This window comes from Pseudomonas sp. gcc21, assembly GCF_012844345.1.
Lineage (GTDB): Bacteria > Pseudomonadota > Gammaproteobacteria > Pseudomonadales > Pseudomonadaceae > Halopseudomonas.
Genome location: NZ_CP051625.1, coordinates 3,030,067 through 3,046,308, shown reverse-complemented (window position 1 = coordinate 3,046,308; position 16,242 = coordinate 3,030,067). Strand labels below are relative to the sequence as shown.

At 56.2% G+C, this 16,242-nt stretch carries 8 protein-coding genes, 1 tRNA gene, 1 pseudogene and 1 other annotated feature; of the genes and pseudogenes, 6 read left to right on the top strand and 4 right to left on the bottom strand.

From position 1 onward, the window contains the following. Positions 1-472 precede the first annotated feature (472 nt). Positions 473-6,520: an ATP-binding protein gene (locus HG264_RS13980; protein WP_169408239.1), complete on the bottom strand. Its 6,048-nt coding sequence runs from the start codon at positions 6,518-6,520 to the stop codon at positions 473-475. Positions 6,521-7,122: 602 nt separating this feature from the next. Here HG264_RS13980 and HG264_RS13975 point away from each other — a divergent pair. Then, a tRNA-Arg gene (locus HG264_RS13975) sits at positions 7,123-7,199 on the top strand. Positions 7,200-7,492: 293 nt separating this feature from the next. Here HG264_RS13975 and HG264_RS13970 read toward each other — a convergent pair. Continuing rightward, positions 7,493-8,646: pseudogene (locus tag HG264_RS13970) on the bottom strand (IS3 family transposase). Between the two features lie 1,278 nt (positions 8,647-9,924). Between HG264_RS13970 and HG264_RS13965 the strand changes: the two are divergent. Further along, positions 9,925-10,731: a hypothetical protein gene (locus tag HG264_RS13965; RefSeq protein ID WP_169408238.1), complete on the top strand. Its 807-nt coding sequence runs from the start codon at positions 9,925-9,927 to the stop codon at positions 10,729-10,731. 139 nt (positions 10,732-10,870) lie between these two features. On the opposite strand, the gene HG264_RS13960 is transcribed toward HG264_RS13965, so the two are convergent. After that, positions 10,871-11,464, bottom strand: a complete 594-nt coding sequence (locus tag HG264_RS13960) for a hypothetical protein (protein WP_169408237.1) — start codon at positions 11,462-11,464, stop codon at positions 10,871-10,873. A 200-nt stretch (positions 11,465-11,664) separates the two neighbouring features. Then, the gene (locus HG264_RS13955; protein WP_169408236.1) at positions 11,665-12,528 is read right to left on the bottom strand and encodes a tetratricopeptide repeat protein; all 864 of its coding nucleotides are present in this window, start codon (positions 12,526-12,528) and stop codon (positions 11,665-11,667) included. An 81-nt stretch (positions 12,529-12,609) separates the two neighbouring features. On the opposite strand from HG264_RS13955, the gene HG264_RS13950 reads away from it, so the two are divergent. The 4 genes from HG264_RS13950 to HG264_RS13935 all read left to right on the top strand — a co-directional run bounded on the left by HG264_RS13950 (position 12,610) and on the right by HG264_RS13935 (position 15,968). Then, positions 12,610-13,050, top strand: a complete 441-nt coding sequence (locus HG264_RS13950) for a hypothetical protein (RefSeq protein ID WP_169408235.1) — start codon at positions 12,610-12,612, stop codon at positions 13,048-13,050. A gap of 11 nt (positions 13,051-13,061) precedes the next feature. Next, a protein-coding gene (locus tag HG264_RS13945) for an IS3 family transposase (protein ID WP_169408234.1) occupies positions 13,062-14,299 on the top strand; the annotation gives its coding sequence in 2 pieces (ribosomal slippage) (positions 13,062-13,347 and positions 13,347-14,299; 1,239 coding nt in all). Further along, positions 13,340-13,471 (top strand) — a sequence feature (AL1L pseudoknot). (Overlaps the previous gene by 132 nt.) 68 nt (positions 14,300-14,367) lie before the next feature. After that, positions 14,368-14,964 carry a YafY family protein gene (locus HG264_RS13940; protein ID WP_256663683.1) on the top strand — a complete coding sequence of 199 codons (597 nt, stop codon included), beginning with the start codon at positions 14,368-14,370 and terminating at the stop codon, positions 14,962-14,964. Between the two features lie 215 nt (positions 14,965-15,179). After that, positions 15,180-15,968 carry a hypothetical protein gene (locus HG264_RS13935; RefSeq protein ID WP_169408233.1) on the top strand — a complete coding sequence of 263 codons (789 nt, stop codon included), beginning with the start codon at positions 15,180-15,182 and terminating at the stop codon, positions 15,966-15,968. Positions 15,969-16,242: the final 274 nt, after the last annotated feature.

The window sequence follows — 16,242 nt, the reverse complement described above, 5'->3', positions numbered from 1 at the left end:
AATGCCATCTAGGCAGCAACCGAGTGGTGGCCGCGAAAAAGCAAACGTTAATCCACCGAGCCCCACTAACGTTCGGCCAGCAGCGCCGAAGGCTCCGCCAAAGCCTAAAAGTAGTTAAAGGCGGCCACTGGCCGCCTTTTCTAAGGCAGGCTCCGCCACGCCTAACGCAACTGCTACCGGTCTAGCCCAGATCGGCATGCATACTGAGCATGAAGGCCTCCTTGGCGCAGTCGTACACAAACTCGGTAATCCCGACACTGGCTACTACGGCAACTCTAAGCATTCGAAGTAGTGGGACCTCCAGAGCGCTCGCTGGTATAGGGGAGTGTGCATCATGCTCTAGCAGCGTCCGCCTGGAGCGGTCGTTGGGACACTACGAACGCTAGCCACCGGCCGGAAGCAGTCCTCCGGGACCGACAGCTGGAGCCAGCGTAGTCCCTCTCGCTTGGCATCGCCGCTGAATCTGCATGGATTAGAGCGAGTAGCCGTTCTTCGCTGTTTTCAAGAGAGATTGCCCGTAGCTGCTCGGTTGCTTGATCTGCCTGCTTGCGACCACGTTGATGTCCAGGTCCAGCTTCCCACGGGCAGTGGTGATCTCTTCGATGCCTACCGGCGTCAGAACGATGTAGCAACCCTCGCCCCACAGAGACTCCGTATCGATATCAACTGGGCCGGCGTCGCGCCACCAATGCAGCTGTGCGACCACGTCTCCGCTCGGGTCGAGGAAGACGCTCGGTTCGTTGTCATGCGCGCGCCAGCGGAGCCTCATCACCCAGTTCGGGCACAATACGAGTGAATAGGCTGCTGCGTCGAAGCCCATGTCCACGGAGCAAACAACTCGCCTTACCAGCGTTGGAGCCAATTCATTGTCGAGGGCGACGTGCTGGCCTAGCCACACAGCGATTGGCAAGGTGGCATAGCACTGGTCGAAGTCCTCTCCATCGGTTCGTGCCGAGGGTGCTCGAAATCGGTAGAGGTGATGCTCTGACAGGCGTGGCTTGAAGATCTTGATACGCGACACCTCAGCCACGACTTGGCCATCGTGATGTGCCGGGAAAGGCGCAACGTCGCTGTCGACCTCCTCAACCCACTTCTTCTCTCGTCCGGACCAACCCGCATGTCGGTCCAACAGCGGCATTCGGATCCATTCGGGGCGCACTTGCGGGAGCTTCAGCGGTCGAGGCGGAAGCGGGCAGCCCAAACGTTCCAAAAGCGTGGGCATGTCGCTGCCTTTCACTTTGCCGGCCAGCCGCAGTTCTCCTGCGACGTGGCGAAGTGCGGCAAGGGCAATGTAGGCGTGGGGCTTCAGGTAAGTGATCTGCATGTCGAGCACGCGAAGCTGAGTCTCAAGCCTTTTGGTGCCAGAGGGCCCGAATGCCTCAAGTCCACCCCAATCCTGGATGAACATCGCCGCGCGTCGGCGGACTGTCATCTCCTCAATGCCTGCCGCCTTCGCGATGTGACGTGCCGTCGAGCGCAACATCTCGGTCCAGCCAAGCGGCGACTCGACGCGCATTGCACCAGTTCTTTCGTCCGTGAATGCCTGGTCACCCTCTGGCGGGTGCTCGAGTTCAAGGCGATAGAAAAGCGGCAGTGGTATCGCGTCCAAGGGGACAGCCTGCCTCCAACGATGCGACAAGAGCGCGGCTGACTCTGCCACTGCGATGTCACGGTGACTGACCAACGCAGCCACGGCGCTGCCCAACTCGGGGGCAAGGTCCGCGCTGTCAGCAGCCAGCAGTGTTCCGAGCGCATGCAAGGGGGCATCTAATTCGCCGGCTATAAGTCGCCGCATAAGGGACTTGAACAAAGCTTGGCCGAGTCCGGCTTGCCTTGCCAGGCTGAACGTGCAATTGCGTGCGTGTCGCTGAACTTCTGCAACGGGCAGCCGATAGGCAAAGTGCAGCAGATCCTCCAAAAGTTCCGTGTCGCTGAGCGGTAGCTCGCTCGGCTGGAAGGGTCGCCCCAGCTGGAACTCGCGAGTGCAGGCCATCTGCTCCTCAAGTAGCGACCAGATGGCCGGCCAATCCGGCGTCGCGCTGATTACCGGCAGTATCGAATCCAGCTCTGTCAGCAGTGACTGGGTGTTCTCCTGGCCCGCCGTTACTGAATCGACAATGTTCTCGAAGGCGGCTGGGCATGTGGATGGTCCCTGCAAGAGCTTCTTCGCCTCAAAGTAGAAGAACTTACCGCCACCCATCCACTGGCTCCAGGAACTCCAGGGGTCCTTGCTTGACTCGTAGCCTTGCATCAGCTTCTTGGCGTACTCGACCTCCCCCGCCGCAGCCAACCTTTTAACCATCAGGAAGCGGCAGCGCGCGTCGTCCTGCAAGACCTGCCAGCGCTCAAATATCCTCCGCACCAGATGAAGCGGGGCCGTCTCGGCCAGATCTCTGAAACGGTACGGGGCGTTGTAGTTCAGTTCGTCGCCATCCGCTTCAAACGCGCGCTCAAGCTGCTCGAGAGTGGTCTCCGAGTCGTACTTGCTTGGCGTATACGAGTGTCGAGGTTCCGGCGCTTCTGACGTCCACCGGGCTACGGCGGCGTCGAGCTCGGCAGATGAAAACCCATGTCTTCCGGCAGAGGTGCGAAGGCGCTGGAGCAGTCCGACCCTCTCGTGTGCCCTGCTGGCTACCTCGATCACCGCCAAAAACATCCGCGCGAGCGGTTCAATCTGTATAGGTCCTGCGGCGTCGGCGGCGGTGTCGATGAAGTCACCGACGTGGTGCGGGTCCCGGTAGTACGGTTCCATGTAGAACGGCAGACACAGACCGCACCAGACCGTCGCGCAAGCCAAGACGAGTTCAGGGCTTCGCCGCACCATCCCCGTCATGAGCAGGTCAACACGGTTCGGCCAGCCAATCAGATTCCAATCCGCCAGTGTTTTTGACACCTCGAAGCCGAAGCGAGGTGCGACCTGCGTCGCTTCCTCGATTAGCGACATCGTCAAACGATGCGCGGCCGACGACCCTTCCGTTTCATTCATGCCGCCGACTTGGCGCATTAAGGTCGATACTCGCTTGACACGGTTCTCCGGGTCAGCGGCGTTCGCAAGGACCAGGATGTCTCGCCAGATTGCGTACTGCGGGTCTTTCTTGGGGGCCAACGCGTAGCCAAGGCATTGCTCGGGAACCGTCGCCAGCAACTGTTTGGCCCGCTCTAAGTCCCCGACCACAGCCAACGCGATGGCCAGATCGGCCAACCCGTCGATCTGCTCGCTCGGCGTGCTCTCCTGAAGCTCCGCCACGAGTGCGTTGAGTCGATCGACGGCCGCCACCCGGTCACCGTCAACCCTATACGCATCGACGGCCAATCTGCGTCGCAGGTACGCAGTGCCCCCCAGCGTCGATGAGGCGATGGCTGCGTCAATTTCCCGAAGTACCGCACGGTACTCAGTCTCGCCGCGCTTGGCGCCGAGCCTCAGCAGCGCTGGCACGAGCATGGGGACCGCTTTGAAGGCCTGCTGGATGCGATATGACTCGCTGCCGCCTTCTGATGTCAGACGTAGGACGTACCCAAGGGCAATGCGGGCTTCGTCCTGGATGCTGCCGGCCGGCACGGACGCGTTGTCGACGGCGGCGCGACCTAGAAGCACGCCTATCGTCGAGGCGTGCTGCTGGAACGGATGAAGGAAGGTGTGCTTCGACGGTGTCGCGCTTGGCAGCGGCTTATTGAGCAGCGTGCAAAGCCTCGCGTGATGCATCACCGCACCGACCAGATTACCCAGCCCAGCCAGGTCCGTCTCGTCGTCGCACATAGAGATCATCGGTGCGACCAGCTTGTCGAACAGGGCCTCGGCTAGGTCACGACGGTCAGCTTCGAATGCAATTAGTGCCATCCGGCGTCGGTAGCCGTTGGGTACCTCTACGAAGCCAGGAAGGGCGGCGGCAGCATCAAACAGGGCAAGCGCTTGCGCAACGTCGCCACGCCGACTGGCCACAAGACCTGCGTGAACCATCACCGAAGGTTTGTCTTCGTTGGCTACCCCGAGCTTGCTGCAGAGGTCTTGTGGATCGGCGCCAACCTTCTGAAGGAGCATCGCCTCTGCGGCTTCCCTCCTCAGATGCAGTTGCAGCGCGGCGACAGTTTGCGGATCCACCTTTTCGGGCTGGCGTAGCCCCTCTGCGGCGAGGTGGTCAATCGCTATCTGGATCTGCTCGGTGTCTCGGAAGTGGACGGCGCGCCTTGCCCACCTCTCGAATTCCGTTATGTTGTGGTCGTGCCCGTGGTTCTGGAACTTGGACGTATGGAGCTGCGACAGTGGCTCGAGGCTTTCAAACAGTTCCTTCGCCCGCTCGAAGTCCCCTCGCGCTAACAGGGCGTCGACGACCTCGTAGCCCTGGCTGGGGAAGTACTGCACGAAGGCCAGGGCTGCATCAATGTCCCCAACCGCTAGCATCGCCAGCGGAAGCTGGTTGGCGTACTCAAGGGCAGTTTCCCGCCGCCCCACTTCGTCACGACACAGCAGCAGCCGTGAGAAGGCGGTCGCATCGTGCGTTCCACGCACTGCCAGCAGAGCCAGGCGGATATCGGCGTGGATCTCGGCGATAGAACGCCCGTCAGCCAGTTGCTGCCTGAAGCGAGCGGGCATCGCCAGCGCAAGTACATCGGCACCGTCGCCGGCACGGGCGCGGTAGCGCAACTCAAGCCAGTACTGCGCCGATTCGGGCGGCGCGTTCTTCGCCAACTGGGCGAGGTCGCGGTACACGCGCTGCGAGTATTCGGCATCGACGCTTCCGAGGCGGGTTCGAGGTTGAGCGATGACGAACAGCCGAAAGCTGTTGTGGAAGACGCTCCACCCCTGGGATGAACTACGGAGCAGGTGCCGTGCAACGATCAGAGCGCGTTCAATCGCGGACTCCTTGACCATTGTGGCCAGCAGCCGCAGGTCCACAGGTGCCTCAGCACGAGCGATGTAGCCCAGCACGTCCATGGCATCGACATCGCTTGCGATCTCGCGCCAAGCAGCGGTGTACACGGTCTCAATATCGCCGTCGAACGGCATCCCACCGCTGAGAAGGTGCTTACGGCCGGCTTCGTCCGCGTGCAACAGCGCATGAATTAAGTAGCGCGTTGCCAGCGGGTGGCCATGCGATAGATTGCTTAGATCCAATCTTGGAATCTCGGCAGGCAGGCCAAGCGCATCTGCCATCCGGGCGACCTCCTCGCGGCCGAGAGGTCCCATGAGAACCTGTCGCTCGCTTTTCTCCGCTTGCTCTCTTACTGCGGGCTTCAGATTCGCGAGATCCAGCCGCTGCGTGCCGAGGATGAACACAACCCCGTTGGGGATGGCAGCGGGAAGAGGCAGCTCGCCCAGAAGCGAATTGGTCGGCCGCTCTTCGCGAGGCACATGGTCGAGCCCGTCGACGACGATGATTGTTCGGATCCCGTCGCGGTCGAAGCGTTCACCAGCCTGCTGTACCAGGACGCCGAACTGCTCTCGGCGCTCATGCAGCGAGTCGTCGCGAAGACGCAGTCCAACCAAACCGCTGTTGCGTAACTGCGTGCCGACGTCAGTCAGGAAGTTGTCGGCCTCCCCGCGACCCACGCCTTGAGCAGCACCTGGCACGTACGCCAAGTAGCGAACGAGCCGGATATTAGCCTCAGTGGCCAGCGCAACCTGCAGGAGAGTGGACTTCCCGGAGCCAGGCGGTCCTATGAGTGAGACGTAGCCCTGGTCGGCGGCATGCAGCGCGGCTAGCAGCTTGGCCTCAGTGTCACGGTTGCGCTGAACATAGGCGCCGACTGGGAACCGTTGGATGAGCAGCGTCTTAGAGGGATCGCGCCAGCCAAGCTCACGAAGCAGCTCGTCACGCGTCCACCTGTCTTTGTCGCGGGCATCGGCGACCAGCTTGGGCAGTACGCTTGAAATCTCGGATGCCTGCCGCGCCTGCTCGGCGTTCAATTTGTGCGACTGGATGAAGTCCGCCGCAGCTCCGCACACCACACGGAGGCTGTGCAAAAAAAAATCGAAGTCGTCATCGCCCAGGCCGGCTTCACGGCGCAGGTGGTTGATCAGTCGACTCCATTCCTGCGTGTACCAATCCGCTAGCGGCCGATTTGGATGCTGTTGGAGTTCCTCAAGAAATGCCGCGCTGTGGGGCGGCGTGCCATCGCCTGGCTTGTCAGTAATCGACGGAAAGTCATTAACAACCAGGCGAATCTCGACCCGGCTTCCCGGGTTGTCCTTGCGCAGGCACTGCCAAGCATGAACCAGGGGCCTCAACAGGCCGTTGGCACCAATAAACAGCGTCTCAACAGTGAAAGTGCCTGGGAACTTGGACGTCTTGAACTGGTGACCGACCACCACCCCATCGAAACCGAGCACCAAGTCGTCGGCAATACCCGCGTTGCGGTCTGCGACGCCGATCCAGAGCAGCTCGTCGCGCTCGAGCGCAGCATAAATGGCAGCGCCCGCCCGCTCGTACTGGCCAATGTATCCACGGAGTGCTCGACGTTCGCCTTCCGCCGGTGCAGTTGCGGGAGCTGCAGTGTTGGATGGATTCGGTTTCTTAGGCATTTTCGGAACCATGAAAATGGATTTGGTAGTTGACGCCAACTTAGTACCAAGGGAGCTACTTCAGCATAACCCGGGGCGTCCAGCACTAGAAGCTAGATGCCTCTTATTCATCAAACGCTGTTCTGAAACGAAGTCAGGCCGACCCCGACCGAAGCGGTCATTCGCGAGATCGGTCGTGAATGACTCAGATCATCCTTTTCCTGTAGTTCAGTCGAGGAATTGAGCGGCAGGTCGTGGCCGACTGCAGGCGTTCAGCGTCTAAAGAGCGTAACCCGCGGACCCCTTTGACGCTGCCTGACCGAGACTTTCCGGAACGGCTTGCTGCGAGCGTTCCAGTTAAGCTCGCGTTCTTACAACGGCGTACCCACGAAAAGCTTTATGTCAAAAGCCGCTTCAGAGTATGTGCCATATTTTGTGCCAAACGTACCTGTGTGTATTAAGCGCCCACCAAAATGGGCTTAAAATGGCACAAAATGTGGTTCTTATTTTTAGTTATTAATCAATGTGTTATGCGAGATATCCACGCTTAAAAACTATCTATATCAATTAAAACCTTTCGCATACATGCATTAATTTTTGCCCTCCGAAGGCATTTCTATAACGCACCCGTAGCTCAGCTGGATAGAGTACCGCCCTCCGAAGGCGGGGGTCACTGGTTCGAATCCAGTCGGGTGCGCCATCTTATTTAAAATCAATAACTTGCACGATAACAAAGTCGGCAAGATCAAACATTGATTCTTGCCACACCCAACCGGCACTCAATTACCCGTCGCGCGAATGCTGAAAAGCATGACATCTAGCTCAAATCACGAGCGAACTCTTAAAAACCGTCTGTGCCCAGATTGTGCCCAAATCGCGCCCACCTGGTTTTAGTGATGAGTGTATACGCGGCTTATTTGAGTACCGCCTCAGACTGGGCACGAAGACATCTGGCAGGAATTATTTCATGTGAATCACTACGTGAAAAGGGTTCTACCCCGCTTCCACGGACGGTTTTAAAGAGCCGAAAACTTCAGATCTTGCTGAGCAACTCTACGACGCATTCGTGGGTTATGAAACCGCTCAATATAGTCGAACAGATCCGCTCGCGCTTCATCAAGTGTCCGGTACGATTGATGAGCAACACGCTCGCGCTTGAGTTGGCCCGAAGAAGCCCTCACAAGCCGCGTTATCGCCACAATGGCCAACGGCACTCATGCTGCAAACCAGCGTGTTTCGGCTCAGAAAGCGCTGATAGTCGACGCTGGTAAATTGGCTTCCCCTGTCAGAATGTAAAATGACCGACCAGTTACCCTGACGCTGTCAAATCGCCATCTCCACTGCCCGGATGACCATCTGCCTATCTTGGCGATGATGCATCGACCAGCCAATCACTAGCTTGCTGTACAGATCCAGCACTACACACAGGAAGAGCTTGCCCTCCAGCGTGGCTATCTCCGTGATATCCGTGACCCATTTGCGCTCCGGCTCCAAGGCATTGAAGTCGCGTTCCAGTAGATTTTCCACACCTGCTGGGCGGCCAGACGTTACTCGGCCAAAGCCACGTCTCTTCCTGCGCGGCCAACCTTGAATTTGCTCTGCGGCCATCAAGCGAGCAACACGGTTCAGGCTGGCGGTTTCACCTTCGAATAGGAGATCCTCGTGCATGCGAGGCGCACCTATTGCACCGCGGCTATCCTCATGGATCTCACGAATACGCTTTATCAGGCGCGCATTATCCTGAGCGCGTGGGCTTGGCTCACGATCTTGCCAGTCGTAATAGCCACTGGCAGACACCTTCAAACAACGGCACATCAGTCGGACTGGGTACTCGTTGCGGCAGCGCTGGATCACCGAGTACCGTTCGATGATTCCCTGGCAAAGTACGCTGCCGCGTCTTTTAAAAAATCACGTTCCTTCGTCACTCGGGCCAGCTCGCGCTTGAGGCGGGCAAGTTCTTCATCTCGCGGGTTGCCTGTGCCGGGAAAAGGCTTCTCAGCTGCTCGCGCCTCACGCACCCAGCGATTTAGCAAGCTTGGCGCCACCCCGATCTCTTGAGCTATCTGACGACAGCTGGTGCCTGAGCGACGGGCCAGTTCTACGGCCTCCCGTTTGAACTCCGGGCTATATTGTTTGCGCTTGGACATGAACACTCCTATGACTCCACATGAGTCTACTTGAAAGTGTCCGTGTTAGCGGGGTAGAACCCGTGCTGGCCAAGGCAAGTCCCTTCCCCATACGTCTTATCGGTGAACTTACCATATCCGAACCAACAAGCTAGTCGAGTCTCACCTTGACGTACCGACCTTGAATGGCTTGCCGCCCATGCTCCAGACCTATGCAACGACCAGCGCGATTCCTACTAAGCCACCGCAGCCCCTGGCAATACTGACGATGGTCTAGGGTTGCTGTCGCGGAAACAGAAACGACACTCGCGTCGACACGGGAAGAATATTCAACGTGATGGCTTAGCTCGTCTCCGTCCCGCTCCCCCTTCTTCCCTTTGGATTAACGCCACCGAATCGATGAGGTTGATTGCATTGCGTCGCCCTGGGCGCACCCTACAAACGACGCCCGCTCGGCGATATCGGGCGAACATGCTGATCCCGCCGGATTGGTTTCGGGCCTCGCTCCAAACATGCGTTAATCAGCTTTCCACGTTATGCAACCGAACCTTTGGTGCATCAAAGTATCCGCCCGCTCACGTGCCGGGTGATGCGGACACCACTTGACAAGGGGCGGCTGTGCCTTCCGCCGACGAACCAGATTTCCTGAGCTGCGATCCTCGTCCCGAACAAATTGATAACAAATCCTCGAGGAAAATATCACGGTGGTTCCCGTCAGATCAGCTACAAGCCCTTTTACAGCCCGTGGATAGCGGTGCGACGAGGGGCTTCGGAATTCGTCATCACTGCCAAAGCGAGCACCACCGAGACGCCAAGACGGACCGGGCCTGCCTGTTGCCCTCTGCTTAGCGGTACGAGATTTCGCTAGCAAATCCTGCCAAACTCGCCCGGCAACCAAATCTGGCATCTAACGGAATTTGCCGAGATGGGTCCTTGGCAGCACAAAAAATCTTTGCCATTGAAATGGCCAGATGCCTGCATTAAGGTTAAGGTCAATGCCAGCAAGGAACTGCGACCTCGCCTCCAGATGCGTTGGACAGCCTATTCCCGCTCAAACGGCTTAATGCATATGCCCGAAACACGAAAGATCGCGAGGTAGCGTGTTTGGTGATTGCTCAAGCTCAGCGACTACCCAACGGGCTGTGAGTAACACAACCCTTGCAGTACCTTTATGTCAGTGGAGATAAGGCGACAAATTGTCTAATAATTTTTTCAGATTGCACGCTGAGCCCACTTGACCGGGCGAGCACATGCTTCTTAATCAAAATTACGCGGCATTACAAGTTGAGTGAGGAATGGATGCAGTATAAAACAGCGAACAATTTTTCGACTGATCCAATATTTGATCTAGAAGCAATGGAATATATAAAATACCGGGCGGCATATGACTATCCCAAGGCTTATGCAGAACGAGCCGTACAGGGAAATCATGACATCCAGTTAACGCCAGACTTATTCGCGCGCTTTGTTGTGCCAAATCAAGATCAGCGCACGGACCTCTGGCTCGACAACTATCATTATAGTCTTCTTCGCTCAGGCTCGGCAGAAGACAGGCTGCTGGGAATTACGTCTGTCGTGTACTGGGGCTATTTTACGTTCGGCGATTCCTACGCGAGGAACAAGGTTGATTGGCTGATCAATGGCAATAAAGGTCAGCCTGCAACTACTTCGGCTATGGCTTTTGCACATACCACTGCAGCGATCAATCATCTTGATCAAAAGTGTATTGGCGAAGCGATGTTCTCCCTGCAAGGCTTAAGCCAATTGAACCGCACACCGTTCGCATCGAAAGTGATTGCATTTATGGCGCCATCTGCAGCTGGTGTATATGACAATCGCATTGCAGACGGGCTTTCTTTGCATTCGTGGGCGGCTAATTTTTCGAAGGGTATTGGGCAAACCAACTCTCCCCAGGTGCGCAGCTGCTATCAATCTTGGTGTATCTATCTCACTCAGATTGCATCGCAACTGAACTTGGGGATTTCTCTCGGTAAAGAATGGATGTGGTCATGCGGTGACGATCAAGGGGAAGTTTGGCGAGCTTTAGACGTAGAGCGGGCTATATTTGCGATGTTTGGTGCTACCCCTGCTAATGCTGCCAAATAATAGACTGCAAACGCCGGTGCTCGAACGGCAGAACTGAAGCACACATTGATTAGCGATACACCGGGCAGAACATGGTGGTCTAATCAGTGTAAGCTGAATAACCGGACAGCACCGCTTTCCCTATGCTTTGCCCACGACCTCAAAGAGCCTCCAGCCGGTAGGTTTGTAAATCTCCGAGCAGCTCAAAAAACAGCTCACCATCAGATGCCTGCGGAACGGATGACGCTGACGACCAAAGCGTCAGGTTCTGCCTTGCGTAGGAACAAAACTCTGCTATCAACGGATCATTTTTCCAAAGAGCTGTCAGCTCACCACGATGCAGGCCTGGCAGAAAGAGCTGTGCCACTTTCTGCTTCTGAGTTAATGAAAGATCAGCGAACACCTGTCCTCGCTGGCTGACCCAATTACCGACCAACCGAATGTCGCTGTGATAGCGAGCATCTTTCACTTGCAGCTGGGCAACCCGGATGTCTCGCGGATCGACAACTACCCTGCAAGGGACATATTCATCACCATCTGCTAGCGGAGCACTCGCATTCTGCAAAGCCAGTTCAGCGGTTGGGCTGGCGTAGATTGCATGTCGACGAGACGGCATGTTTTTGGGCCTAAGAGACTCCCATAGATTATCAACAACATAGGGGACATTGCGCGGTACGCGAATGGAAGATTGCCGCCGCAAACCCTGTTCTGCCTCAGCCAAACGGCTTGAGGGGATCGCTCTAAACAACTGCATGCTATTTTTCCTATGTCCTATATACTACTCCAGATATTCAACAACTCTTGTCGCCGAATAGTAGCTCTAGTTTATCGATAACTAAATAACTGCACGACCCTCCTGGTCAAACATTGGAAAATGCCCTCGCTGACTATATAGCCGCTCGACCAATTAATTAGTGAATAGAACCACCTCTCCCTGCGAATAATCTTCACGCTTCAAGCGCCGACCTCCCGTCCCTCTTCTAGACACAACTCTCTAGCCCGCGAACTTCCCTGATTAATGGCCCGCTCCAGCCAGAATCGGCGAAGTAGCCCATCCGGATCCGGCGGCGAATCAAATACGGAACAGTAAAGTTCAACCAGCCTCTCGCTCGCAGAGACCTCTCCCTGCATGGCAGCCCATTGAAGCCAGTACACCGCCTGTACCGGATCATACTCCTTAAGCGACGCATCCAGCAGCAAACGTCCCAAGTAAAAGCCGGCGCCCACATCGCCCTCTTCCACTGCGCGCCGGAACCAAACTACTGCTTTTCCAGAATCCTGGATAGTGCCAGACTCTTCGTTCTCGCATATAAGGCCGAGCGCTCGAGCCGCTCCTGGCATGCCGGCTTTGTACGCTTGCTCATAGTAATCAGAGGCAAGCGCTGGATCAGGCTTGCCACCTCTGCCGTACCAGGTCATCTCAACAAGGTTGAACAGCGCTTCGCCACAGCCTTCTGAAGAGGCAAGGCTGAACAGTCGCCCGGCTAAAGCAGGATCCGCTATCAAACGGGATCCGTTCAACCATAACCAGCCGAGATCATTCAGCGCATCAGCGTCACCCTGTATTGCCTCAGCCCTTAACTGCATGTATCTGCGGCGAATTTCAACCGGCTCGACCAAGCTATATAAAGGGTGATCAACTAAACACTCGTGGAGAGTTGTGAGTTTCCCCGCCTCCAAACGCTCCATCACACGCAAGGAAGGCATTCCGATCCCGACGTACAGTCTCTGCAGCTCGTCAGGAATTACGATGACTATTTCATTTTCCTTCGGAAGCTCTTCGTTTAGCAGATTGAATACATTGGCGGATTCGCTCATTCTCAAGCCCCATCGTTGACGCGGTTCATTATCAACCGGAGCTGCGACATTCTGTGTCGCTCAACATACAAGGACGAAAAAATGGATAGAGTCTTTCGCTGGAACCTGATTCTCAAAATTCTAGAGCGCGAAAGTAAAGGTAACCCGCTTTCCTGCACACTTATCCATCAGCGTGTAACGAAGGAGGGGGCTGACATCCATCTGCGTTCCATACAACGCGACATGCTTGATCTCAAGCAAATGTTTCCTGAGGTACGTTGTCGTGAGGAGGGCAATCAGACACTCTGGTGGGTAGAGAAATCGCTATCGCGTTTGGCGATGACGCTCACAGACGCATTGAACTTGATCATGATCATGGATCACGCGAGCCGATTCGGAATGGCAGCTCAGGTTGAGCGCCTTTCACCCCTACGCGAGTACGCCCAGTCCCTGCTAAAAAACAGCCGCCCCCCGGAAGATATATCTCGGATAGTCACCAGCAACATGAATCACACCGGGTTTCGTGGAGGCCTCAACTCTTGAGAGAATGAGGCATGACAAAATCCAACAGCTACTCCCCTGAAGTCCGTGAACGTGCTGTGCGCATGGTTCTGGAGAACTTGAAGGACTACCCCTCCGAGTGGGCAGCCATCGAATCCATTGCACCCAAGATTGGTTGTGTCCCGCAGACGCTGCATGGCTGGGTGCGCAAACACCAGACCGACAACGGCCAGCGACCCGGTCAGACGACTGAGGAACGGGACCGTATCAAGGCTTTGGAGCGCGAGAATCGTGAGCTGCGTAAAGCGAACGAGATCCTCCGCCTGGCCAGTGCTTATTTTGCCCAGGCGGAGCCCGACTGGCCGGCACCCCGGCGCCGCAACAAACCCTGAACGCCTTCGTTGACGAGTACCGTGACCGTTACGGGGTCGAGTCGATCTGCCGCGTGGTGCAGATCGCTCCGTCCGGTTACTACCTGCATGCAGCACGTGCCCGACAGCCTGAACGGCGAAGCACTCGCGCCCAACAGGATGAGTTGCTGTGTGAGGACATCAAGCGTGTATGGGAGGACAACATGCGCTGCTATGGCGTCGTGAAGGTCTGGAAGCAACTCAGGCGCGACAAGGTGCACGTTGCCCGTTGTACCGTTGCGCGACTGATGCGCCACTTGGGGTTGCAGGGTGTTCGGCGCGGCCAGGTAGTTCGTACCACGGTGCCTGATGGCAACGCCGTCTGTCCTCTCGACAAGGTTCAACGCCAGTTCAAAGCTGACCGTCCCAATCAGTTATGGGTTTCAGACTTTACATACGTATCAACGTGGCAGGGTTGGCTCTACGTAGCCTTCGTTATCGATGTCTTTGCGCGACGTATCGTCGGCTGGCGTGTGAGCAACAGCATGAAAACGGACTTCGTGCTCGATGCTCTGGAGCAAGCACTCTACGCTCGGCAGTCAGGCCACACGGACGGTCTGATCCACCATAGCGATAGGGGTAGTCAGTACGTCTCTATTCGTTATACGGAGCGTCTCGCTGAGGCTGGAATAGAGCCCTCTGTTGGTAGCAAAGGAGACAGCTACGACAACGCCTTGGCGGAAACCATCAATGGCTTGTACAAAGCGGAACTGATTTACCGGCAGTCTTGGAGGAGCCGCGAAGCCGTCGAAATCGCCACCTTGAAGTGGGTTCACTGGTACAACTACCAGCGGTTACTGAGCTCGATTGGATATATACCGCCGGCAGAAGCTGAGGCAAACTTCTATCAGCAAAACACCGGTCAGGCCATGGCCGCCTGACTTAAACGAAATGGCCTCCATAAAACCCGGTGTGATTCAACACGCGATTTATCACACTGCAACCCGGCGTGGTGAAGCCGGAGGTGCTGGCAGAAGTCCAGCGAGCGCTACTGGAGGGCACCTCCTTAGAGGTGATGTACCAGAAGCGGGGTTCTGATGAATCAAAACTGCTGCGAGTTCACCCGCTGGGTCTCTCTTACCAAGATTCGAATATTTATCTATCATGCGTGTTCGAGGGATTGCCAAAAGGCGACATCGCTGCTCTCCCTTTGCATCGATTTCAAAGCGCACGCAAACCGTTCTATGACATCGCTCATCCCGACAACTACAACATTCAATCCGCTCAGGCACTACGCAGTCTGATTGGCCGAAAAACCGACTCTCCAGTCAAGATCACCCTGCAAGTTAGCCAAGCATTGAGCGAGCGTCTGCAGGAAAACCCGCTCACAACCGATCAGGTGCTGCGGCACGGGTCGGAAGGCTGGTGGTTGATGACCGGAAGCATACATCTCAGCCAAGGACTAGATCTCTGGCTAATGAGTCAGGGAGAACATCTCGAAGTATTGGAACCCGCGGCACTGCGTGAACAGATCGCCACGTCAACTCGCCGTACGGCAAAGCTCTACGCAAACGACTTGGTACGACACGGATCGTCGCGAGCATGATTCATCCTGTCTCCTGGCACCTACATGGAGATATGGACCAATGAAAACATACTCAGCCTTCCTACAGCGCGTAGTAGCGAATGCAGGGCCGCGCGCGAACTTCACTATTACTGTTCAGGCAGTGAGCTCGGATATGGCCAAGGTAACGGCCGAAGCCCAATACCCAGGCTACCGATGTATCAACGCACCGGTGCAGGCTCGGTAGAGGTGCGCCCGTGATGCGGTTCAAGGACTATCTCTTCTACCTGCTGAATATGGGCGAAAATCCGGAAGATGCTGCTGTCACGAGACAGCAGCACCACCTCGGGCGGGTCGGAGAGACACACTTCTACGAAATTGCTCTGCTCGTCTATTCCGGGGAAGCCTCTCAGCTATTGCCGGCAAATCCCGGAACAGGCAACGACTTGGCTGCCTGGGTACCTTCGTTAAAACATCACCGATTCACACAGCTCAGCCTGGATGCCGCCTTGCCGTCACAGCCATTTGATGAACTCCACTGGCTATGCACTGACCAGACAGACCCTACCTCTCTTGAACGCCTGAAGAAGATGGCCCGCCTGATTCATATACACTTCGTCGGGGTACCCACTGGCAGCATCTTTCCGGAGGAGCGCGTTTATCACTGGCAGCGACGACAGGATATCTTCGACTTCTGGAGTTCGTTGTATCGCGCCCGCGACAGTCTCAGTTCCTTTGGGCTGAATTGGGGCAGCAATCTAAGCAAAAGCTCCCAACCAATGATCGGTCATTACACCTCTGCTTACGGAAACACACCAAGCCAGGCACTACTGAACCTTAAAAACAGCATGCGACTCACGGAGCCACCCGGTGCACAAGAAGCTGTGCTGGTGATCGAGAGCAGTCCCGCTCTTAGCGTGGATGAATACGTTTCCATCATGGATCTTGTGGGCTGCTTGTTAGGTTGCGATATCGCACCGGTACTGCATCTTTCAGATGAGCATGAGCGGTGTAACTTGCGCCTGCTGACCTTCTCGACTCAGTGATGCTTACCGATAAGGGGATTTGGCCGGATGCATAGATGGTGATTGCGATGAGCTTACAGCTATGCCGTGCGCTGCTCGTATCTGTTGAATGGGAACGCCGAACGATGGGCTATGTGTCAAATTCGAGCTTTCTTAATGTGCCCGGATTTGTGACAAATTTCTGTGTCAGAAAATCGCGCCCGCAGAATACGGTCTAAAATGTCACAAATTGGGAATCCTTAAAACTCATGCACTTCAAGCACTTACCCTATTTGCGAAACATTTGGTCCCATTT